Origin of the sequence: Streptomyces sp. NPDC006798 (genome assembly GCF_040635975.1) — a bacterium.
GTDB lineage: Bacteria > Actinomycetota > Actinomycetes > Streptomycetales > Streptomycetaceae > Streptomyces.
In genome coordinates this window covers 107621-128943 of sequence record NZ_JBEYIS010000017.1, presented here as the reverse complement: position 1 = coordinate 128943, position 21323 = coordinate 107621, and the positions used below count along the sequence as shown (strand labels likewise).

The 21323-nt window shown below is 71.8% G+C and carries 16 protein-coding genes; 5 read left to right on the top strand and 11 right to left on the bottom strand.

Going from position 1 to position 21323, the window contains the following annotated elements; translation table 11 throughout:
• The first annotated feature begins 372 nt into the window (after window positions 1-372).
• Window positions 373-2043: a sensor histidine kinase gene (locus tag ABZ714_RS14590; RefSeq protein WP_358825554.1), complete on the top strand. Its 1671-nt coding sequence runs from the start codon at window positions 373-375 to the stop codon at window positions 2041-2043.
• Window positions 2040-2771 (top strand): response regulator, encoded by a 732-nt coding sequence (locus ABZ714_RS14585; RefSeq protein ID WP_358825553.1) that lies wholly within the window; start codon window positions 2040-2042, stop codon window positions 2769-2771. The genes ABZ714_RS14590 and ABZ714_RS14585 overlap by 4 nt, the downstream gene beginning before the upstream one ends.
• 134 nt (window positions 2772-2905) lie before the next feature.
• Here the strand turns inward: ABZ714_RS14585 and ABZ714_RS14580 are convergent, their stop codons facing one another.
• The 3 genes from ABZ714_RS14580 to ABZ714_RS14570 all read right to left on the bottom strand — a co-directional run bounded on the left by ABZ714_RS14580 (window position 2906) and on the right by ABZ714_RS14570 (window position 7265).
• The gene (locus ABZ714_RS14580; RefSeq protein ID WP_358825562.1) at window positions 2906-3565 is read right to left on the bottom strand and encodes a response regulator transcription factor; all 660 of its coding nucleotides are present in this window, start codon (window positions 3563-3565) and stop codon (window positions 2906-2908) included.
• A 131-nt stretch (window positions 3566-3696) separates the two neighbouring features.
• Window positions 3697-4929, bottom strand: a complete 1233-nt coding sequence (locus ABZ714_RS14575) for a sensor histidine kinase (RefSeq protein ID WP_358825552.1) — start codon at window positions 4927-4929, stop codon at window positions 3697-3699.
• A 221-nt stretch (window positions 4930-5150) separates the two neighbouring features.
• Window positions 5151-7265 carry a DNA topoisomerase IV subunit B gene (locus tag ABZ714_RS14570; RefSeq protein ID WP_358825551.1) on the bottom strand — a complete coding sequence of 705 codons (2115 nt, stop codon included), beginning with the start codon at window positions 7263-7265 and terminating at the stop codon, window positions 5151-5153.
• A 432-nt stretch (window positions 7266-7697) separates the two neighbouring features.
• Here ABZ714_RS14570 and ABZ714_RS14565 point away from each other — a divergent pair, with 432 nt between their 5' ends.
• On the top strand, window positions 7698-7928 hold the full coding sequence (locus ABZ714_RS14565; RefSeq protein ID WP_358825550.1) for a hypothetical protein: 231 nt from the start codon (window positions 7698-7700) through the stop codon (window positions 7926-7928).
• A gap of 129 nt (window positions 7929-8057) precedes the next feature.
• On the opposite strand, the gene ABZ714_RS14560 is transcribed toward ABZ714_RS14565, so the two are convergent.
• The 6 genes from ABZ714_RS14560 to ABZ714_RS14535 form a co-directional block, all read right to left on the bottom strand.
• Entirely contained in the window at window positions 8058-8873 is an 816-nt protein-coding gene (locus ABZ714_RS14560) for a serine protease (protein ID WP_358825549.1), read from the bottom strand.
• A gap of 222 nt (window positions 8874-9095) precedes the next feature.
• Window positions 9096-10646, bottom strand: coding sequence for an RNA polymerase sigma factor (locus tag ABZ714_RS14555; RefSeq protein WP_358825548.1), 1551 nt, complete (start codon window positions 10644-10646; stop codon window positions 9096-9098).
• Window positions 10647-11006: 360 nt separating this feature from the next.
• A complete protein-coding gene (locus tag ABZ714_RS14550; protein ID WP_358825547.1) occupies window positions 11007-11891 on the bottom strand; it encodes a FadR/GntR family transcriptional regulator in 885 nt (294 codons plus the stop codon).
• Window positions 11892-12080: 189 nt separating this feature from the next.
• A complete protein-coding gene (locus tag ABZ714_RS14545) occupies window positions 12081-13844 on the bottom strand; it encodes an ATP-binding cassette domain-containing protein (protein WP_358825546.1) in 1764 nt (587 codons plus the stop codon).
• 128 nt (window positions 13845-13972) lie between these two features.
• Window positions 13973-14743, bottom strand: coding sequence for an NUDIX domain-containing protein (locus ABZ714_RS14540; RefSeq protein ID WP_358825545.1), 771 nt, complete (start codon window positions 14741-14743; stop codon window positions 13973-13975).
• Between the two features lie 250 nt (window positions 14744-14993).
• Window positions 14994-16343, bottom strand: a complete 1350-nt coding sequence (locus ABZ714_RS14535; RefSeq protein WP_358825561.1) for a DUF4192 domain-containing protein — start codon at window positions 16341-16343, stop codon at window positions 14994-14996.
• A gap of 223 nt (window positions 16344-16566) precedes the next feature.
• Between ABZ714_RS14535 and ABZ714_RS14530 the strand changes: the two genes are divergently transcribed.
• Window positions 16567-18747 carry a RecQ family ATP-dependent DNA helicase gene (locus tag ABZ714_RS14530; protein WP_358825544.1) on the top strand — a complete coding sequence of 727 codons (2181 nt, stop codon included), beginning with the start codon at window positions 16567-16569 and terminating at the stop codon, window positions 18745-18747.
• A 228-nt stretch (window positions 18748-18975) separates the two neighbouring features.
• Entirely contained in the window at window positions 18976-19593 is a 618-nt protein-coding gene (locus tag ABZ714_RS14525) for a hypothetical protein (RefSeq protein WP_358825543.1), read from the top strand.
• Window positions 19594-19852: 259 nt separating this feature from the next.
• Here ABZ714_RS14525 and ABZ714_RS14520 read toward each other — a convergent pair whose 3' ends face one another.
• On the bottom strand, window positions 19853-20461 hold the full coding sequence (locus tag ABZ714_RS14520) for a hypothetical protein (protein WP_358825542.1): 609 nt from the start codon (window positions 20459-20461) through the stop codon (window positions 19853-19855).
• An 81-nt stretch (window positions 20462-20542) separates the two neighbouring features.
• Window positions 20543-21244: a ribonuclease HII gene (locus tag ABZ714_RS14515; RefSeq protein ID WP_358825541.1), complete on the bottom strand. Its 702-nt coding sequence runs from the start codon at window positions 21242-21244 to the stop codon at window positions 20543-20545.
• Window positions 21245-21323 lie beyond the last annotated feature (79 nt).

Here is a 21323-nt window from a genome sequence, read left to right as displayed (position 1 = left end):
TCAGGTCGCTCGGGTCGATCGCACTCACGCGCCGGTCACCTGCGCTTTCTCCCACTCCCCGCGGGGAGCGGAAACGGTCTCGTCAGGGGTCCCGCACCATGAGGGCCCGGACCCCGGGCGGCCCGGACGTGGCGGGCCCTCTCCAGGACGGGGCGAGCCCTCTCCCGGGCAAAGGGTCCCGCCCCGGCGGAACTCCGGCGGAACCCCCGCCGGTCCGGCCCGCCGAGCCCGTCCCGGCCGCCCAGCATAGGAGGCGGGACGGAACCGAATCAGCCCGGGACCACCCCTGTCACCGGCACCGTCACCAACCGGGGATCGGTGACACAGAGTTACGTTTCCGGAAAGGCCCCCCGCCCCGTACCGTTTCTTTCCATGAGCACCGACCTGCCCCCGCCGCCCCGTCGGCGCCGCCTCGGCTGGCCCCAGCGGGTGTTTTCGCAGGTCCTGCTGATGCAGCTACTGATCGCCACCGGGGTCACGGTCCTGGCCACCGGCCTCTTCCTGGCCCCCCTCAGCGCCCAGCTGGACGACCAGGCGATGCGCCGGGCCCTGGCGATCGCCCAGACCACCGCCTCCCCGGAGATCGCGGAACTGCTCACCACCAGCCGTCCTACCGCCGACGGCCCGATCCAGGCCGAGGCGGAGCGGATCCGCAAGGCCACCGACGCCGAGTACATCGTGGTCATGGGGTTGAGCGGGGTCCGCTGGTCGCACACCTCCCAGGAGGAGATCGGCTATGTCGTCTCCACCGACCCCAGCGCCCCGCTCGCCGGGCGCGAGGTGATGGAGATCGACAGCGGCACGCTCGGCCGCTCGGCCCGCGGCAAGGTCCCCCTGCGGAACAACGACGGCGAGATCGTGGGCGCCGTCTCCGTCGGCATCGAGTACGACAGCGTCCGCGACCGGCTGTTCTCGGCGATCCCCGGCCTGGTGGCCTATGCGGGCGGGGCGCTGGCAGCCGGGGCGATCGCCGCCTATCTGATCTCGCGCAGGCTCCAGCGGCAGACCCATGACCTGGCCTTCTCCGATATCTCGGCTCTGCTCGCCGAACGGGAGGCAATGCTCCACGGCATCCGCGAGGGTGTGGTGGCGCTGGACGCCTCCGGCCGGGTCCGGCTGATGAACGACGAGGCGCAGCGGCTGCTCGGTCTGGAGACCGACGGCAAGGGCCTGCCCCTGGAGCAGGTACTGGGTGAGGGCCGCACCGTCGACGTGCTGACCGGCCGGGTCACCGGAGTGGATCTGGTGACCGTCCGGGGACACCGGGTCCTGATCGCCAACCGGATGCCGACCGACGACGGCGGCGCCGTCGCCACCCTCCGCGACCGTACGGAACTGGAACGCCTCGGCCGTGAGCTGGACTCCACCCGCGGCCTGATCGACGCCATGCGCGCCCAGGACCATGAGCACGCCAACCGGCTGCATACCCTGCTCGGGCTGCTGGAGCTGGAGATGCACGAGGAGGCGGTGGAGTTCGTGACCGAGGTGGTCGGGGTGCACCGGGCCACCGCGGAGCAGGTCACCGAGAAGGTGCACGACCCCCTGGTGGCGTCGCTGCTGGTCGGCAAGGCGACGGTGGCAGCCGAACGAGGCGTGTCCCTGACCATCGCCCCGGAGACCCTGCTGCCCGACCGGGTCGTGGAGCCCCGTGAGATGGTCACCGTGGTGGGCAATCTCGTGGACAACGCGATGGACGCCGCCGGCGGCTCCGAGGACGCCTGGATCGAGGTCGAGCTGTACGCCGAGGGCAGCACGGCCGTTCTGCGGATCACCGACAGCGGCCCGGGGGTTCCCCCCGAACGCCGGGAGCTGATCTTCACCGAGGGCTGGTCCACCAAGGAACTGCCCCTGCACGGCAAGCGCGGGCTGGGTCTGGCGATGGTCCGCAGACTCGCGGAACGCCAGGGCGGCCATACCGAGGTCCGCGAGGCACCGGGCGGCGGCGCCGAGTTCATCGTGGTACTCCCCGAGGCGCTCTCCGAACTGTCCGAGCCCGGCGATCCGGGCGAACCCGTCCATGCCGTCACCGGGGAGGTGCGATGACCGGCACAACCTCCACTGAGACCGGCCCGCAGGCCACCGAGGGCACCATCGACGTCCTCGTCGTGGACGACGACATCCGGGTCGCCGGAATCAACGCCGCCTATGTCGCCAAGGTGCCCGGCTTCCGGGTGGCCGCCACCGCCCACTCGGCGGCCGAGGCCGTCGCGGCCATCACCGACGCTCCGGTGGACCTCGTCCTGATGGACCACTATCTGCCGGACGGCAACGGCCTCGCGGTCGTCCGCGAACTCCGCAGGCTCGGCCGTCAGACCGATGTGATCATGGTGACGGCGGCCCGTGATGTGGCCACCGTCCAGGCGGCGATGCGCCATGGTGCCCTCCAGTACTTGGTGAAACCGTTCAACTTCGCGGGCCTCCGCAGCAAACTGGAGGCCTATGCCGGTCTCCGTCGCGCCCTGCGCCGCGGCGGCCAGGCGGAACAGGCCGAGGTGGACCGGATCTTCGGAGCACTCTCCGCCGGAGCGGTCGCCCCGGACCTCCCCAAGGGCCACTCCCGCACCACGGCCGAGGTCGTACGACGGGTCCTGATGGCCGCCGAAGGCCCCCTCTCCACCCAGGAGATCGCCGACGAGGCCGGAATCAGCCGCCAGACCGCCCAGCGCTATCTCAAGCTCCTGGAGCGCACCAACCGGGTCCGTCTGAGCCTCAAATACGGCGAAACCGGCCGCCCCGAACACCGCTATCTCTGGTGCCCCACCAGCGCTTGACCTCTCCCCTCCGGCCCGGGACCAATCAGGCGTCCGGGGCCTCCCCGGGCTTCCCTCGCCCCCGGCCTCCCCCTCGTCCGGGCAGGCATCCGGCTCCCGACCCATCCCCGTTCTGCTTCCCGTCCCCTTCCGGGCTATCCGACCCCTGCCTCCGGTGGACGGACCAGACCCGTCCGGTAGGCGTAACGGACCGCTTGGGCCCGGTCGTGCAGCCCCGCCTTGGCGAAGAGGTTGTTGATATGGGTCTTCACCGTGGCCGCCGAGATATGCAGCCGCCGTGCGATCTCCGTATTGCTGAGGCCGTCCGCGATCAGCGCCAGTACCTCGCCCTCGCGCCCGGTCAGACCATCCGGCAACTTCGGCGTCGTAGGCTCCGGTACCGACGTCACCCGTTCCAGCAGCCGCTGTTGCACCTCCGGTGAGAGCCCGGCTCTCCCCGCCACCACATCCCGGACGGCCCGGACGATCTCCTCGCCCTCCGCGTCCTTGGTCAGATAGCCCCGGGCCCCGGCCCGCAGTGCGGGGAAGAGCGAATCGTCATCGGCATAGGTCGTCAACACCACCACCTGCGTGCCGGGATACTCCTCCCGGATCCGTCGCGTCGCCTCCACACCGTCGCAACGCGGCATCCGAAGGTCCATCAGCACGGCATCGGGAGCCAGCCCGGCCACCAGATCGATCGCCTCCTCCCCGTCTCTCGCCGCCCCGACGACCTCGATTCCGGGCAGCAGCCCGAGCAGCATCACGATCCCCTCACGGACCACCGCCTGGTCATCGGCGACGACCACCCGCAGGTTCTCCGCACCGCCGTCGCCACTGCCTCGGCCGGCCCGACCATCCCGGCCGCCGAGACCACTACGACCGCCTCCGAGGTCCCGGCCGTCTTCAAGATTCCGGCTACCCCCGGACCCGGCCTCACCCGGTGTCACCATCCCGGCGCTACTCTCCACGCCCCCGCCCCTTCCGGCGCCCCGATCCGCGCCCCTTGCTCCGTCAGTGCGTCATCGGTACAGGCGGGCACCCTCAACCGCACCAGGAATCCGGCCCCTTCCGGCCCCGCCTCCAGGGTGCCGCCGAGCAACTCCGCCCGTTCCCGCATCCCCAGCAGACCGTAGCCCGAACCCGATCGACTCAGCTCGCAGCTGTGGACAGCGGGCCCCGAGTCCCGTATCTCCAGCCGCACTCCACTCCCCTCATAGGCGAGCAACAGCCGCACCCGGCCTCCGGGGGCATGCTTCCTGGCATTGGTCAGCGCCTCCTGCGCCACCCGCCGCACCGCCTGTGAGACCTCGGGAGCCATCGCCAGCCGCTCGCCCGTCACCACGGTGTCCGCATCGTCCTCCGCGGCGATCCCCCGGAGATATTCCTCCACAGGCGTCAGTTCGCCCCGCAGTGCCGACAGCGCCTGACGGGTCTCCGCCAGCCCGCTCCGGGCCATCCCCCGGGCCGCCGTCACCCGCTCCAGTATCTCGTCGCGGAATGCGCCCTCGGGCCCGCGTTCGATCTGGATACGCGCGGCCTCCAGGTGAACGAGCTGGGCGGAAAGGCTGTGCGCCAGGACGTCATGGATCTCCCGGGCTATCCGGGCCCGCTCCGCGAGCGCCGCCGACACCGCCTCGGCCTCCCGCGCCGCCCGCTCCTGGGCCAGCAGCCGGAACCCCGCCCCCCGGGCCTGGGCGTCGAGCCGCAGGGCACAACCGCCGAACAGAATGCCCGCCATGGTGATCGCGGTCCCCAGCGCATCTGCCTCCGGCACCTGTATCGCGAAGGAGGATGCGAGGGGCACGGCCAGCAGCAGCCCGATCAACAGCGGCAACCGCTCCAGCGCCAGGGCTGCGCCCGAGATCCACAGCACCGCCGCCATCACATCCATGCCCACCGCGTACGAAGCCCAGCCCATCCCTCCCAGCACGACGATCAGCCCGACCGAGACCGCCAGTCTCCGCTCCCGAGTCGTCCGGCGCAGCCCGCATACCGCGCCCGCGCCCACCAGCAGCGCGGCCACCGGCAACAACAGCCCCCAGCCGTGGAGGCCGACGGAGGTGTAAGCGCTGGAGAGAGCCCAGGTCGCCAGTGACCCCAGCAGCACGACATCGAGCACGATCTGCGTGCGCGGCACGCCCAGCTCGGACAGCGCCTCCCGCCCTGGCCACGTCATGGCCTTTCCCCTGATCACGGCGTCCCCTTCCGTCGCTTCGATGCTACGGAGCGGGTCCCCGCCGAGGTATCGGTTCGGGGGTGGAGTTCTCGACTCCACCCCCGGGTGGGCACGGCCTCCCCGGCCGCCGCCCCGACCACGCACGCGTCCTCGGAGCGCGTGCGCCCGTCATCCGCGCGTATCGCGCGCAACCGCCCCCGGGGGACTCCCGGGACCGTCGCTCAGGCGTCGATACGCGAGCGGTCCAGCGTCGCCGCCGAGCTGGTGATGAACTCCTTGCGGGGGGCCACCTCGTTCCCCATCAGCAGGTCGAATACCTGCTCGGCCGCCTCCAGATCGCCGATGTTGATCCGGCGCAGCGTCCGGTACCGCGGGTCCATCGTGGTCTCCGCCAGCTGGTCGGCGTCCATCTCGCCCAGGCCCTTGTACCGCTGCACGGAGTCCTTGAAGCGGATGCCCTTGCGCTGGAACTCCAGCAGGGTCTGCCGCAGCTCGTTGTCCGAGTAGGTGTAGACGTACTTGTCCTGGCCCTTCTTCGGCTGGACCAGCTCGATCCGGTGCAGCGGGGGAACGGCCGCGAAGACCCGCCCGGCCTCCACCATCGGCCGCATGTACCGCTGGAAGAGCGTGAGCAGCAGACAGCGGATGTGGGCGCCGTCGACGTCGGCGTCCACCAGCAGCACGATCTTCCCGTACCTGGCCGCGTCGAGATCGAAGGTCCGGCCCGAGCCCGCTCCTATGACCTGAATGATCGCCCCGCACTCGGCGTTCTTCAGCATGTCGGAGACGGAGGACTTCTGGACGTTGAGGATCTTGCCCCGGATCGGCAGCAGCGCCTGGAACTCACTGTTCCGCGCGAGCTTGGCGGTACCGAGCGCGGAGTCCCCCTCGACGATGAACAGCTCGCTCCGCTCCACGTCGTCACTGCGGCAGTCGGCGAGCTTGGCCGGGAGCGACGAGGTCTCCAGCGCCGTCTTCCGGCGCTGCGCCTCCTTGTGCTGACGGGCCGCGATCCGGGTCCTCGCGGCTGCCACGGCCTTCTCCAGCACGGCCCTGGCCTGCGCCTTGGCATCGCGCTTGGTGGAGGTGAGGAAGGCCTTCAGCTCCTTGGCCACCACGTTGGCCACGATCCGGTTGGCCGCCGAGGTGCCCAGCACCTCCTTCGTCTGCCCCTCGAACTGCGGCTCGGCGAGCCGCACGGTGACGACCGCGGTGAGCCCTTCGAGGGCGTCGTCCTTGACGATGTCGTCCTCGGCGACGCGCAGCAGCTTGGCCGAGCGGAGGACCTCGTTCATCGTCTTGGTCACGGAGCGCTCGAAACCGGTGACGTGCGTTCCGCCCTTGGGCGTGGCGATGATGTTCACGAAGGACCGCACGGTGCTGTCGTACCCCGTACCCCAGCGCAGGGCGATGTCGACCCCGAGTTCCCGGGTGACTTCGGTCGGGGTCATGTGGCCCCGGTCGTCGAGGACCGGGACGGTCTCCTTGAAGGTACCCTGCCCGGTCAGCCGCACGACGTCGCAGACCGCCTTGTCCTGCGCCAGGTACTCACAGAACTCACTGATGCCGCCGTCGAAGCGGAAGATCTCCTGGCTCTTGCCCTCGCCCTCCAGGTCCCGCTCGTCGCGGACGACGATGGTCAGGCCGGGGACGAGGAAGGCGGTCTGGCGGGCGCGCTGGTGGAGGTGGTCCAGCGACAGCTTGGCGTCCTTGAGGAAGATCTGCCGGTCGGCCCAGTAACGCACCCTGGTGCCGGTGCGGTTCTTGGGGACCCGCTTGCCCTTGCGCAGTCCGTTCGCCGGGTCGAAGGGGGCGTCGGGTCCCTGCTCGGTGAAGATGCCGGGCACCCCGCGGCGGAAGCTGATCGAGTGCGTGACGTTGCGGTCCACCTCGACGTCGAGCCGGGCCGAGAGGGCGTTCACCACGGAGGCGCCGACACCGTGCAGACCGCCGGAGGCGGCGTACGAGCCGCCGCCGAACTTGCCGCCCGCGTGCAGCTTGGTCATCACGACCTCGACCCCGGAGAGTCCGGTCTTCGGCTCCACGTCGACCGGGATGCCCCGGCCGTTGTCCCGGACCTCTACCGAGCCGTCGTCGTGCAGGATCACCTCGATGTGGTCGCAGTGGCCGCCGAGTGCCTCGTCGACGGAGTTGTCGATGATCTCCCAGAGGCAGTGCATCAGGCCGCGGCTGTCCGTGGAGCCGATATACATTCCGGGACGCTTGCGGACGGCTTCGAGACCTTCGAGGACGAGCAGGTGCCGCGCTGTGTAGTTGGAGCCGTCACGCTCCGCTGTCAGCAAAGCTGTGGACGGCACGGACGTTTCGGCGGTCACGCGGTTCGCTCCTCGCTGAATTTCAAATGTGGCCCAGAGGGGTACGGGCCCGGCGTCGGTCGCCGGTCAGAGGGTACCGAGCCCTGATAGAGCCGATGTAACGCCACCCTCGCGATTTTTAACCCCTCGCCATCATCGCACGAACGTTCGATAGCCCGATGGGGTGACGTGAACATCACGTTCCCTTCCAGGCATGAACCATTTAGGCTCCGGGCACGTCCTCATGAACACCGGCAACCCGGCCGGGAGGGCCAAACGAGACAAGCAACGCGAAACCCGTAGAGCACAGCAATACGGCTCATTCGCCGCCACCTGGTAGCAGACAGCCGCCTCGGGAGGAACTTTCGAGGAAAAGCCCCGAGCGGGAACGTTTTCGGGCTGGTTGGATGTTGACCCTGGTACGACAGCTCGTCGAGCTAGAGAAGAGGCGACGTGACTACTGTTCTGACACCCGCGAGCCAGCTGACGGCCGCTGACCGCTGCGACCGCTGCGGCGCCCAGGCATACCTGCGCGTCGTGCTGACCAGCGGCGGTGAACTGCTCTTCTGCGCCCACCACGGTCGCAAGTTCGAGCCGGAACTCAAGAAGATCGCCGCGGAAATACAGGATGAGACCGACCGACTCACGGCCGTGCCGGCCGGTGCCGGGCAAGAGGATCACTGACACCTCACATCCACGACGAGCGATGGCCGGTCCAGGATCGGCCGACGGGCGGTCACCCCTCACGGCAGGGGTCGACCGCCCGCTCTCGTCCTCCCACCGGGTCGCGACCGGCCCGGTGGCCGCGATCGGTTACGGCAGCGGCACCGCCGACACCCGGGTGTAGACCCCGGGACTGTCGGCCCGCCCGCAGCCGCTCCCCCAGGACACCAGACCGATCAGCTTGCCTCGGGCCACCAGCGGCCCTCCGCTGTCCCCCTGGCAGGCGTCACGGCCGCCCCGGGTATCTCCCGCACAGACCATCGTCGCGGCGTCGTAGCGGCCGCCCAGGCCCCCGGGATAGGCCGTCTGGCAGTTGCGGTCGGCCAGTACGGTCACATCGGCCGCCCGGAGCGCGGTGGCATACCTGCCGTTGCCCTCCGTGTCCCCCCAGCCGTAGACCTTCGCCGCCGTCCCCGGGACGTACGCCTGGTCCCCCTCGGGCGCCACCGGGATCACCGATTCCGCAGGCAGCGGCTCCGCCAGTGTCAGCACGGCCAGGTCGGAACCGTTCGTCAGCGGGTTGTACGCGGGCGACACCCGGCTGTCGCTCACCGGGATCTCCCGGCCGTCGGAGGAGGTCAGCTCGGTCCGCCCGGCGATCACCCGCAGATCCTTCACCTGGGCGACGTCCCCGCCGAGCACGGTCCGGCTCAGACAGTGCGCCGCCGTCATCACCTTCGTCGGGGCGATCACGACACCGCCGCAGAACTGACCCGAGCGCGTTCCTCCGAACCGGTCACGGCTGGCGAGCGCGACGACCCAGGGGGTATCCGACACCTTCACCGGGAATCCGCCCACGACAACGCTGTCGGCCGCGGCCGAGGTGGGTTCCACCAGGGGCGGCAGAACCCCGGCGGCGGCGAGGGCGAGCGTTCCGGTCAGGGCTCGGACGAGAAGAGGGCGCATACGGTCTCCTGACTCAGCGTGAGTGACGTCCACTCAGCGTCAGCCAGCGGACCGCCGAGCGCACCCCAGCGCCACACGACGCTGACGGACACACGTTCGTACGACACCCCGGACGCGCCCCGCTCGTCCCACCGGCGGGCCGCCCGCGAAGACGGCGAGGGCCCGCCTCCCTTCCGGAAGGCGGGCCCTCTCATGCCGCTGCCAGGCGCCATCAGGCATCTATCAGTCCAGGTAGTCGCGCAGGACCTGCGAGCGCGACGGGTGGCGCAGCTTCGACATGGTCTTGGACTCGATCTGCCGGATCCGCTCACGGGTCACCCCGTACACCTTGCCGATCTCGTCCAGCGTCTTCGGCTGCCCGTCGGTGAGGCCGAAGCGCATGGAGACCACACCGGCCTCGCGCTCGGAGAGCGTGTCGAGCACGGAGTGCAGCTGCTCCTGGAGGAGCGTGAAGCTGACGGCGTCGGCGGGCACGACGGCCTCGGAGTCCTCGATCAGATCGCCGAACTCGCTGTCGCCGTCCTCGCCCAGCGGAGTGTGCAGGGAGATCGGCTCACGGCCGTACTTCTGCACCTCGATGACCTTCTCGGGGGTCATGTCGAGTTCCTTGGCCAGCTCCTCCGGGGTGGGCTCGCGGCCCAGGTCCTGGAGCATCTGGCGCTGGACACGGGCCAGCTTGTTGATGACCTCGACCATGTGCACCGGGATACGGATCGTACGGGCCTGGTCGGCCATGGCCCGGGTGATCGCCTGCCGGATCCACCAGGTGGCGTACGTGGAGAACTTGTAGCCCTTGGTGTAGTCGAACTTCTCCACCGCGCGGATGAGACCCAGGTTGCCCTCCTGGATCAGGTCCAGGAAGAGCATGCCGCGGCCGGTGTACCGCTTGGCGAGCGAGACCACGAGCCGGAGGTTGGCCTCCAGGAGGTGGTTCTTCGCCCGGCGGCCGTCCTCGGCGATGATCTCCAGCTCACGCTTGAGCTTGGGCGCCAGCTTGTCGGAGTTCGCCAGCTTGTCCTCGGCGAAGAGACCGGCCTCGATGCGCTTGGCCAGCTCCACCTCCTGCTCGGCGTTGAGCAGGGGTACCTTGCCGATCTGCTTCAGATAGTCCTTGACCGGGTCGGCGGTGGCACCGGCGACCGCGACCTGCTGCGCGGGCGCGTCGTCCTCGTCCTCGTCCGAGAGGACGAAGCCCTTGCTCTCGCCCTCGGCCTCTTCTTCGTCCTTGCCGCCGGGCTGGACCTCGTCGAGCAGCTCTTCGCCCTCGGCCGGCTCGTCGGAGTCCTTCTTGGCCGCCGTCTTCTTGGCCGTGGTCTTCTTGGCGGCGGTCTTCTTCACCGCCGTCTTCTTGGCGGCGGTCTTCTTGGCCGCGGCCTTCCTCGCGGGCGTCGCCGTCTCGTCACCGGCCTGCGCGTCGACGCCCTCGGCCGTCGGGGCCGAGGTGGCGGCGACGGTCTTCGACGTGACGGTCTTGGCCGCGACGGTCCTGGTGGCGGTGCGCTTCGCGGGGGACTTCGCAGCGACGCTCTTGCGGGAGCGCTTGGGCGACTCTGCGGCACTGACCATCAGCGTCACACCCTCTTCCTCGAGGATCTGGTTGAGGCTGCGCAGTACATTCTTCCACTGGGTTGGCGGAATCTGGTCGGCCTCGAAGGCCCGCCGCACGTCATCGCCGGCGATCTGCCCATCAGCCTTTCCCCGCTCGATGAGCGCCATCACAGATTCGGACTCGGCGATCTCCGGCGGGAGCGTACGGGATGTGCTGGCCGACACGAACAACCTCTCGGAACGATGGAAACGGCTTCCGGCTCAGCCCATGATCGGGCCGGAGCCGACGACCACCGGGCTGCGGATGTACCGGTGGCGCGGGCGGAACACACCTCGGAAGTGCACAGCGCCGTCGACGGCTGCTGTATTCCCTCCTCGGCTGTCACCTCTTAGGTCATCGCACGGTTTCGAGGAGCGTTACGCCCAATCCACGTGGCCCGAGTCACACCGCAAAAAGGGCGAAAGGTATAGATCGGATGTTCTACGCACAACCGTGCCGCCGGACTCCCGGGGAATCCGGCGGCACGATCGCGTACGGGCACGGTGCGCATACGCCTCCGTACGCCCGACCCCGCGGCCGGGCGCTCAGTGCTCGCGCGGCGCCGGTACGACGCGCTCCACCTCCGGGTGGACGGTGAGCAGTTGGCGCATGGCCGTCTCGGCTCCGTTGGAGTCACCGGCGGCCAGGGCGTCGACGATCCGGGCGTGGTGGGTGAGGGAGGCGTCGTTCGGCCGGTCACAGCCGGCGACGGGCCCGCCGGAGACCTGGAGGGCGGCGGAGACGATCCCCGAGAGATGCTCCAGCATCCGGTTACCGGCGAGCTGGATGAGCAGGGTGTGGAACTCGGCATCGGCCCGGGCAAAGGTGATGCCGTCGCCCTGGGCGAGGGCGTGCCCCATGATCTCCACCATGTCGGCGAGCCGCTGCTGGACGTCCTCCCGGCCGTGGCCGGCGGCCAGCCGCGCGGCCAGCGGCTCGATCGTCCACCGCAGCTCGCACAGCTCACGGCGCTGGTCGTCCCGCTGCGGGCCGAAGGCCCGCCACTCGATGATGTCGGGGTCGAGCAGGTTCCAGTCACTGACCGGACGCACCCGGGTACCGACGTTCGGGCGGGCACTGACCAGCCCCTTGGCCTCCAGGACCCGCAGCGACTCGCGGACGACGGTACGGGAGACCTCGAAACGCTGGCCGATCTCCTCCGGGACGAGCGGGCGGTCGGCGCCCAGGTCACCGGAGACGATCATCTGACCGAGCTGCTGAACGAGTTGGCCGTGCAGTCCACGGCCGCGGCTGCCTGCCGCGCGGCGCCCGGCCCGCCCCAGCTCGGCGTCGGGAACGTCCCAGGCGGGAGGGGCGACACGGTCGGCGGTGTGGGACTCCCCGTAGGGATAGCGGTCGAGTTCGCCCGGCCCGGCGAGGCCGGAGTCGGCGGGGCGGGCGTTCATCATGGTCTGCGCAAGGGTACTCACGTCATCCTTTGTCGGCGCGGCTTTCACGGGCCTTGAGGTCTTTGGTGAAAAGCACACGAAAGGGTGATCGGCGCTTCCCCCACAATTGACGACTTATCGGATAGAAGTGGTCATTTCTCGGAGTGCTGTCGATCGGTTCAGCCGATCATCATGAGAATCCGGGGGCGCGCGACCCCCGGACCGCCGCCCTCACCACACGGCCCTGCGGCGCAGCCGGACGGCCGCGTAGGCGCAGACCAGGGCCGCCAGCGAGAGGACCAGAGCCGCTCCGGCGGGGCGGGCGAGCAGCCCGGCGGCGGACAGCAGCCAGACGTCGGCCTGGTGGGGCAGCCGCACCCAGGCCAGTTCGCGGAGCCGGTCGGGCAGTCCGGCGACGGAGCGCACCGCCGGCACGATCAGCGCCTGGCGCATCAGGGGGGTGACGACGACCGGCACGGCCAGCACGGCGGCGGCCCCCGCGGCGGTGGAGCGGAAGATCCCGGCGGCGAGCAGCCCGGTCCAGGCGCTGCCGACCGCGAGCCCGCCCCAGCCCGCGGCGAGGGCGGGCCACTGCCCCGGCGGTACGGTCGCCTCCGCTCCGTAGACCAGCCGCAGGGCCCAGAACCCGGTGGCGGCTACCAGCGCGGCGAGCCCCAGGGCGCAGACCGCGGTGACCGCGAGCTTGGCGATCAGCAGCCCCAGCCGTCGGGGAACGGTGCCGCGTGCGGCGGCCAGTGCCGGGTAGCGGTACTCGTCGCCGAAGGCGAGGGCTCCGACGAGCCCGGCCGCGAAGGCGGCGGGCGGCAGCGGCAGATAGCCGGGCCAGGCGGCGACGGCGGCTTCGGCGGAGCTGCCCCGGGAGCGGGCGAGCAGCAGACCGGCCACGACGGAGACCAGTACGGTCGCGCCCGCGATCCAGAACACGGTCCGCACCCCGAACATCCGGTGCAGTTCATAGCGGAGAGGGCGGACGGGGCTCGTCACCGGCCGGGGCACGGGCAGCGCTCCGGAGACCTTCGCGGCGGCCCGACGGCGGGCGCGGGGCGTCCCGGCCGGTCCGGCGGGCGCTTCGGCGCCGGCGGAGGGGGACAGCACGGCGGGGGCGGTGTCACCCGTCTCGTCGGTGAGCCGGTGGACCAGGACACCGTGCCGGTAGGCCGCCTCACCCACCTCTGCGCAGCTGCTTCCGTAGACGGAGAGCACTCCGCCGGGCTCCGGGACGACCTCGACCGACCGCCGGGCCGCACGGGCCTCCCGGTGGACCACATCGGCCAGCCGGACGGCGTGCGGCGTCCGTACGGAGACCCGGGGCCGCAGGCGGGTCCGGGCGAACTCGGCGCCGTCCTGGTCGGCGACGAGGCGCCCCGCGTCCAGCGTGACGACGCGGTCCGCGATCCGGGCGGCCTCCTTGGGGTCGGCGACGGCGCACAGGACCGTGCCGCCGCGGTCGGCGTGGCTCCGGAGCATTCCGTACAGCCAGCCCTGGTCGCGGGGTGAGAGTCCCTTCGCGGGCTCGTCGAGGAGGAGCGTGCCGGGATCGCCGAGCAGCGCCGAGGCGAGTCCGAGGCGGCGGTCCATGGCGAGTGGGAGGGATCCGAGCCGCTCGTCGGCCATTCCGGCGAGCCCGACCGCCTCCAGCAGTTCACCGGCGCGGGCCAGGGGCACTCCGGCCGCCGCGCAGAGCATCCGAAGCTGCCCCCGGGCCGTACGGGCGGGGTGGCCGGGTACGTCGCCGAGCAGGGCGCCCACCTCGCGGGCCGGATGCGCGATGTCGCCGAGCCGGTTCCCCCGGTAGTACGTGACCCCTTGGCCGGGCTCCAGCTCCAGCATCAGGCGCAACGCGGTCGTCTTGCCCGCCCCTTCGGGCCCCAGCAGGGCCGTGATGGCACCGGGGGCGGCATCGAAGGTGAGGTCGTCGACCGCCGGGGACGGCTTCTTCCGGGGAGTGCTGGTCAATCCGATGGCCTGGAGCATCGCGTCTCCCACGGAGGAGCGGGGGCCGCCCGGCGGCATGCGGGCCCCAGCACGATAACTTGACATTTCGGACATTTCGCAGAGGGCGCGCGGGGCGCCGGGGCAGTGCGCGGCACCGACCCGGCCGGTCAGACCTCGGGGCGCAGCATGGGCGGATTGAGCAGGGTGGCGCCACCGGCCCGGAACAACTGCGCCGGCCGGCCGCCCTGCCGGGTGGTGGTCCCGCCCGCCGGAACCAGGAACCCGGGAGTACCGGTGACCTTCCGGTGGAAGTTCCGGGGATCCAGGGCCACTCCCCAGACCGCTTCGTACACCCGTCGCAGCTCGCCGACCGTGAACTCCGGCGGGCAGAAAGCGGTCGCCAGTGACGAGTACTCGATCTTGGAGCGGGCCCGCTCCACCCCGTCCGCCAGAATCCGCGCGTGGTCGAACGCCAGGGCCTGGTCGTCGTCCCCCGGGGCCCCGACGACTCCGGCGGGATCCCCGTCGAGCAGATCGCCGACGGCCGCCCAGCGCGCGCCGTGCGCGTCACCCCCGGGCCTGGGCGCGGGCAGATCGGGTGCCAGCACCAGATGGGCGACGCTCACCACGCGCATCCTGGGGTCGCGTCCGGGGTCGCCGTAGGTGGCGAGCTGTTCCAGATGGGCCCCGCCGTCCGGCACCGGCGACCCGGGGTCGTGGGCGCACAACCCGGTCTCCTCGCCCAGCTCGCGCGCCGCTGCCGCCGCCAGGTCCTCGTCTCCCCGTACGAAGCCGCCGGGCAGCGCCCACCGCCCCTGGAACGGCGCCTCGCCCCGGCGCACCACCAGGGCGCACAGCTGGTGTCGGCGCACGGTGAGCACGACCAGATCGACGGTGACGGCAAAGGGCGGAAAGGCCGACGGGTCGTAGGGAGACATGCCCGTGATCATAGTCGTCTGCCTGACGATAAACACTCCTTTCGGCTTCGGAAACACCCCCGCGCACACGGGGCGGACTTCCTCCGTATCGTCGCCGCCACCGACCTGCCGCCGCTCCCCGTACCGCCGTTCTCCAGGGTCCACGCGCCGCTCGGCCGGTCCTCCGGCGGCGGGTTCGCGGGGCGCCGACCAGGAAGCCCGGCGGCCCCGCCCCCGCGTATCCGGGCGCGGCCCGGAGACCGCCGCCCCGTCAGCCGTCGCTCTCCGTCTCCCTGGCCGGGCCGCTGCCCGGGCCGCCCGTCCCGCCCGCACCCCGGTCCGTCCTCCCGGCCGCTCCGCGCCGGCGTCCCGAGTGCTCGGCCCGGCCGGACGGCCGTCCGGCCGCCGGACGTGCCCGGCCGCCCGCCGTCCGCCCCGGACCCCGGACGGCCCGGCGCCCCGCCGTACCGGCACCCCGGGGCCGCGGCACCCCCTCGATCGCCGTCCCCTTCCCGGGCTCGGCCCCGCCCCGCCGGAACCACTCCCGGATCGGCTCCGGATCCACGGCCTCGTTGCACGCCTGGTGCAACAGGACCGCGAAAACATAGTCGGCGTCCTTGCGCAGCGCCGCGCCGAGGGCGATCCGCGCGGCCGGTTCGTCGCCTCCGGCCCAGGCGACCCAGCCCGCCAGGGCGAGCGGCGCCGCCGCGTACTCGCTGTACGGCGGGACGCAGCGCCTGGCCAGCGCCCGCCACAGCCGCGCGGCGGGCTCCGCCTCCGGCCCCTCCATCCACGCGGCGGCCCGGTCACGGGTCTCCCGGTCCTGGAGTCCGAGAATCACGAACGCCGCCTCGTCCGGGCTGATCAGCCGGTCGTCCGCCGCGTCGGCCGCGGCCGGACTCCCGACGGACCCGGCCCCGGCGAGCCGGTCCATCAGCATCCCGGCCAGAGCGATCGTGTCGTCCCCGAGCCGCCTGGCCGCCATTCCGCCGACCACGACGCGCTCGACGAGCTCGACCGCCGCGTCGTCCAGGGCACGGCACTGCGGCCCGGCCCACGGCTCCGGCAACGGCGCCAGCCTCGCCTCCATCTCCTGCTGGGTGCCGCGCAGCCGCACACCCGCGTAGGCGGCGGCCGCCGCGAGGACCGAGGTCCCGGGCGGGACCAGCACGGCACCGTCCGGCGGGCAGCACCGCTCGTCCGGGCAGCAGTAGGACCACAGACGGCCGCCGGAGATACAGAGCGCTTCGTACACCGGGACGTCCAGCGCGCCGCACGCGGTACGCAGCTCCTGGGCGAAGGGCCGCAGCCACTCCATCACCGCCCGGCCGTCCTGGTCCGCGCCCGGTTCCCGGCAGAGGAAGAGGACGATGCCGTCGGGACACGCGTCCCTCCGGCGGCTCCCCTCGATCAGGCATTCGGCGAGCTGCCGCGCCGTCCCGCCCCACTCCCCCGGCGAGCCGGGAATGCCCAGCTTCACCCGTCCGCCGAAGCGGCCGCCGGGCCCGTGCAGCGCCACGAGGACGACGGAGTCGAAGGGGTGGTACCCCAGCAGATAGGGGAGGGAGTCGGCCAGCTCGGCCGGACCGCGGAGGGTGATCTGTTCGTCGGGGGAGGCCATCCGGCCCGCGCCGTCCGGCAGGTGCGCGGAACCGGCGGGAACCGCCGCGCCCGTCCCGTCGCCGTCCCGTGCGCCGCTCGCGTTGTCCTGAGAGTCTCGGTGCTCGTTCATGGCGTCGACGTTCGCAGTGACCACGCGATCTCCGCGACCCCTGTGGATAACGTTATCCACAGGCCGGCGGCCTCATTCGCCTCCTGTCGGTGCCATCGGGTTGCATGGGGGCATGACCCACGCAGACCTCGCGGATCCCGCGGACCTCAGAGCGGCGGCCGATGCCGTGCTCTCCCGACTCGTCTCCGACGACACCGGCGTCGCGCGCCTGCGCGAGGACCAGTGGCGGGCGATCGAGGCACTGGTCGCCCACAAGCGCCGGGCGCTGGTCGTCCAGCGCACCGGCTGGGGCAAGTCCGCGGTGTATTTCGTCGCGACGTCCCTGCTGCGCGCCCGGGGAGCGGGACCCACCGTGATCGTCTCCCCGCTGCTCGCCCTGATGCGCAATCAGGTGGAGGCCGCGGCCCGGGCCGGGATCCGTGCTCGGACCATCAATTCCGCCAACCCCGAGGAGTGGGACACCGTCAAGGCGGAGATCGCCTCGGGCGAGGTGGATGTGCTGCTGGTCAGCCCCGAGCGGTTGAACAATCCCGACTTCCGCGACCAGGTACTGCCGGAGCTTTCGGCCGCCACGGGGCTGCTCGTGGTGGACGAGGCGCACTGCATCTCCGACTGGGGCCATGACTTCCGGCCGGACTACCGCCGACTGCGCACGATGCTGGCGGAGCTGCCCGCCGACGTCCCGGTGCTGGCCACTACCGCTACGGCCAACGCCCGGGTCACGGCCGACGTCGCCGAGCAGCTCGGTACGGGGGCGGGCACCGACGCGCTGGTGCTGCGCGGTCCGCTCGACCGGGAGAGCCTGAGCCTCGGTGTGCTCCGGCTGCCCGATGCCGCGACCCGGCTGGCCTGGCTCGCCGACCATCTCCACGAGCTGCCGGGGTCCGGCATCGTGTACACACTCACGGTCGCCGCGGCCGAGGAGGTCACCGCCTATCTGCGCCGCTGCGGCCATACGGTCGCCTCGTACACGGGCCGCACCGAGAACGCCGACCGGCAGCAGGCCGAGGAGGATCTGCTGGCGAACCGGGTGAAGGCGCTCGTCGCCACCTCGGCTCTCGGTATGGGCTTCGACAAGCCGGACCTCGGCTTCGTCGTCCACCTCGGCTCGCCGTCCTCCCCCATCGCCTACTACCAGCAGGTGGGCCGGGCCGGGCGCGGGGTGGCCCACGCGGAGGTGCTGCTGCTCCCCGGCCGCGAGGACGAGGCCATCTGGCAGTACTTCGCCTCGGTCGGCTTCCCCTCGGAGCAGTTGGTGCGCCGCACCCTCGACGTCCTGGCGGAGGCCGGCAGGCCGCTGTCCCTGCCCGCCCTGGAGCCCCTCGTCGAGCTGCGGCGGGCCCGGCTGGAGACCATGCTCAAGGTCCTCGACGTGGACGGGGCCGTGCACCGCGTGAAGGGGGGCTGGACCGCCACCGGCCGCCCTTGGTCGTACGACACCGAGCGGTACGCGAGGGTGGCCCGGCAACGTGAGCTCGAACAGCAGGCCATGCGGGAGTACGCGTCGTCCACCGGCTGCCGGATGGAGTTCCTGCGCCGCCAGCTGGACGACGCGGACGCGGCGCCCTGCGGCCGGTGCGACAACTGCGCGGGCGGCCGCTTCAGCGACAAGGTCTCCACCTCGGCGCTGGACGCGGCCCGGGGCGAGCTGGGGCGGCCCGGGGTCGAGGTGGAGCAGCGCCGGATGTGGCCGACCGGGCTGGCCTCGGTGGGTGTCGCCCTCAAAGGCCGGATCCCCGAGGGGGAGCAGGCACTGCCCGGGCGGGCGCTGGGACGCCTCTCCGACATCGGCTGGGGCAATCGCCTCCGCCCCATGCTGGCGCCGCAGGCACCCGACGGGCCCGTGCCCGCGGATGTCGCGGACGCCGTGGTGACGGTGCTCGCCGACTGGGCCAGAGGCGGGGGCGGCTGGGCGTCGGGGGCGCCGGACGCGCCCCCGCGGCCGGTCGGCGTGGTCACCGTCGCGTCCCGTTCCAGGCCCGTGCTGATCGAGTCGCTCGGCGCCCGGATCGCCGGGATCGGGCGGATGCCGCTGCTGGGTTCGGTGGAGTACGCGGGTGAGGGATCGGAGGTCCGGCCCTCCCGGACCAACAGCGCCCAGCGGGTCCGGGCGCTGCACGACGCGTTCGTGGTTCCGGCGCCGCTCGCCGCCGCCCTGGCCGCCGCGGACGGCCCGGTCCTCCTGGTGGACGACTTCTCGGACACCGGATGGACGCTGGCCGTCGCGGCCCGATTGCTGCGGACTTCGGGCGCGAAGGGGGTGTTCCCGCTGGTCCTCGCGGTTCAGGGATGACTCTGATGGGCACGATAGGAGTCACAGGGAACTCTGCGGGCAGGGATATCCGCGGCATACCCCCTCATTCCTGCCAGCGCCTTCGATTTGCTCGTTGCCGCATCCGGAAGCGCCAGGAAGAATTGAACTGCTCCCCGCACTGCCCCTTCGCGGTCCGCGAGGGCTGTGCCGCGGTGCGCCCTCACCCGACCCTGCCCGCACTGTGGGCGCGTATGCGAAGGGAGGACCGTGACCTTCGGATTCGCTTCGTCCGCAGCCACTTCGACGAACGGCTCCGCGAGCCGCCTCGCCCGAATGCTCCAGCCCTCCGAGTGGACGGCGGCCGGGATCCCGCTGCTGCGCAATCCCCGGGAAGTGGTCAGTGGACTCCATACCCGCCACCGGCCGACACCTTCGACGGCGGTCGTCGCCGTTCTCGACCCCGAGGAACGGCTGGCCGCGAGCGCCTCGTTCGCCCGGCGCTCGGCGCCGGTGGACGGCTGGGAGTTCCGTAACGCCCTGCTGGCCCACCTCCGCCGGGTGATCCCGCACGACCTCCGGCGCCGTACCCCGGTCCGTACCGCCGTCCTCCTCTACTGCCGGGAGGGCGACGAACGATGGACCGAGGAGGACGGGGCGTGGATGTGGGGGCTGCGCGACGCCTGCACCCTGCACGGCCTGCGCTGTGGTGCGTACATCACGCTGACACGCGGCGGCTGGCAGGTATTCGGCGAGGGCCGGGGAGGGCGTCGGCCGAGTTCGACCTCGACCCCGGGGGACCTCGCCGAGTCCCTGGCGTCGGAGCCCCATGAGCTGCGTACCGCCGGCGGCTCATCGGAAGTACTGCGGCGTACCGCCGCACGCTGAGACGACCCCCGTCGGCCTCCGGATGCCCGTCGGCTCCCGGAGGCCGGCGGCTGTGTCCACACGCCCCGCGGCCGACCGGCTGCTTCAGCGGGTCGGCGCCGTAAGTGGTCGGCCCCGGCCGGGCGCACGGGCTGATCCGGCGCGGGCGGTTCCGGCCCGGACATGCCGATCTCCGGCTGTCCCCGAGGGACAGCCGGAGCTATCGCGCACCGCGGTCACCCGGACCGCGGCCGGGATCCGGCGACGCCCGTTCCGCCGGTCAGACGGACACGCCGAGCGCGGCGTTGACCCGCTCGGGGTCCCCGCACACGATCAACAGCGCCGTCGCCTTCGTCAGCGCGGCGGGCAGGATCCGGGCGGCGTCCGCCTCCGTACCGCCGTTGAGCGCCACCACGACGACAGCCCGGTTCGCGGCTCGGCCGACGGCGGCGGCCTCGGCGTAGAAGACGTCTTCGGCGGCGTCCTGCTGGGCCCAGTACGCGGCCTCGCCGAAGCTCAGCTCGTGTGCCGCCAGCGGGTGGAGACCGGTGGCGGTCAGCACCAGGACGTCACTGGGGGCCCGGCCGGTGTCGAGCAGCAGGTCTACGGTCTCGTCGGCCGCGTCGAGCGCGCCGTCCGGCGAAGCGGGGATCAGCTGAATCTGCGGCTTGGAACGATTCTCCGGCGAGGCCGCGGACGGCTCGGCGGAGGCGTTCTTGCGGACCGGGGGGCCCGGCCGGGCCGGGCCGGGGCTCCCCGGACGGGGAGACGCGGTGGAACGCGGACCGGGTACGGGGCGAGGGGTCGGCGCGGGGCGGCCGGTGGCCGGAGTGGCGCGGGGACCCTGGGCACTCTCGTGAATCTGAGGCTCCTCGGGAAGGAGAGGCATGGGTGGATGTCTATCAAATGCCGGTTCGAATGGCATCAGCGGGTGGGCACGTACGTACGATTCACCTGGTGGCGGGGCAGTTCAGAAGTCGAAGCCGAGCTGGCCCCCGCTCTCCGGTGTGTTCTCCTCCGGCAGGGTCCGGACCTTCTTCAGATGCCGCCAGCGGGGCAGCGCGTCCAGATAGGCCCAGGACAGCCGGTGGTACGGGGTGGGCCCCAGCTCCGCGAGGGCCGCCTTGTGGGTCGGTGAGGGGTAGCCGGCATTGGCCGCGAAGGCGAAATCGGCCACATCACCGGGAAGTTCGGCCATCATGGCGTCGCGGCGCACCTTGGCGATCACGGATGCCGCCGCCACCGCCACACACGACTGGTCCCCCTTGATCACCGTACGCACCTGCCAGGGGGCGCCGAGATAGTCGTGCTTCCCGTCCAGGATCACGGCGTCCGGGCGTTCCGGCAGCGCCTCCAGCGCCCGGCACGCGGCCAGTCGCAGGGCGGCGGTCATACCCAGTTCGTCGATCTCCTCCGGCGAGGCGTGCCCCAGGGCGTGGGCGGTCACCCAGCATTCCAGTTCGGCGGCGAGTGCCTCCCGGCGCTTGGGCGAGAGCAGCTTGGAGTCGGTCAGTCCCTCGGGGGGCCGACGCAGTCCGGTGACCGCGGCGCACACGGTGACAGGCCCGGCCCACGCCCCGCGTCCGACCTCGTCGACACCGGCGATGATCCTGGCGCCGGTGGTGGCCCGGATCGAGCGTTCGACTCTGTGAGTAGGTGGTTCGTACGGCATGGCGCCAGCAAGGTTACGCCGCCCGCACCCACCGGGGACAACCGGATTCCCATCACGGTTCCGCCGCGGCCCGGAAGGC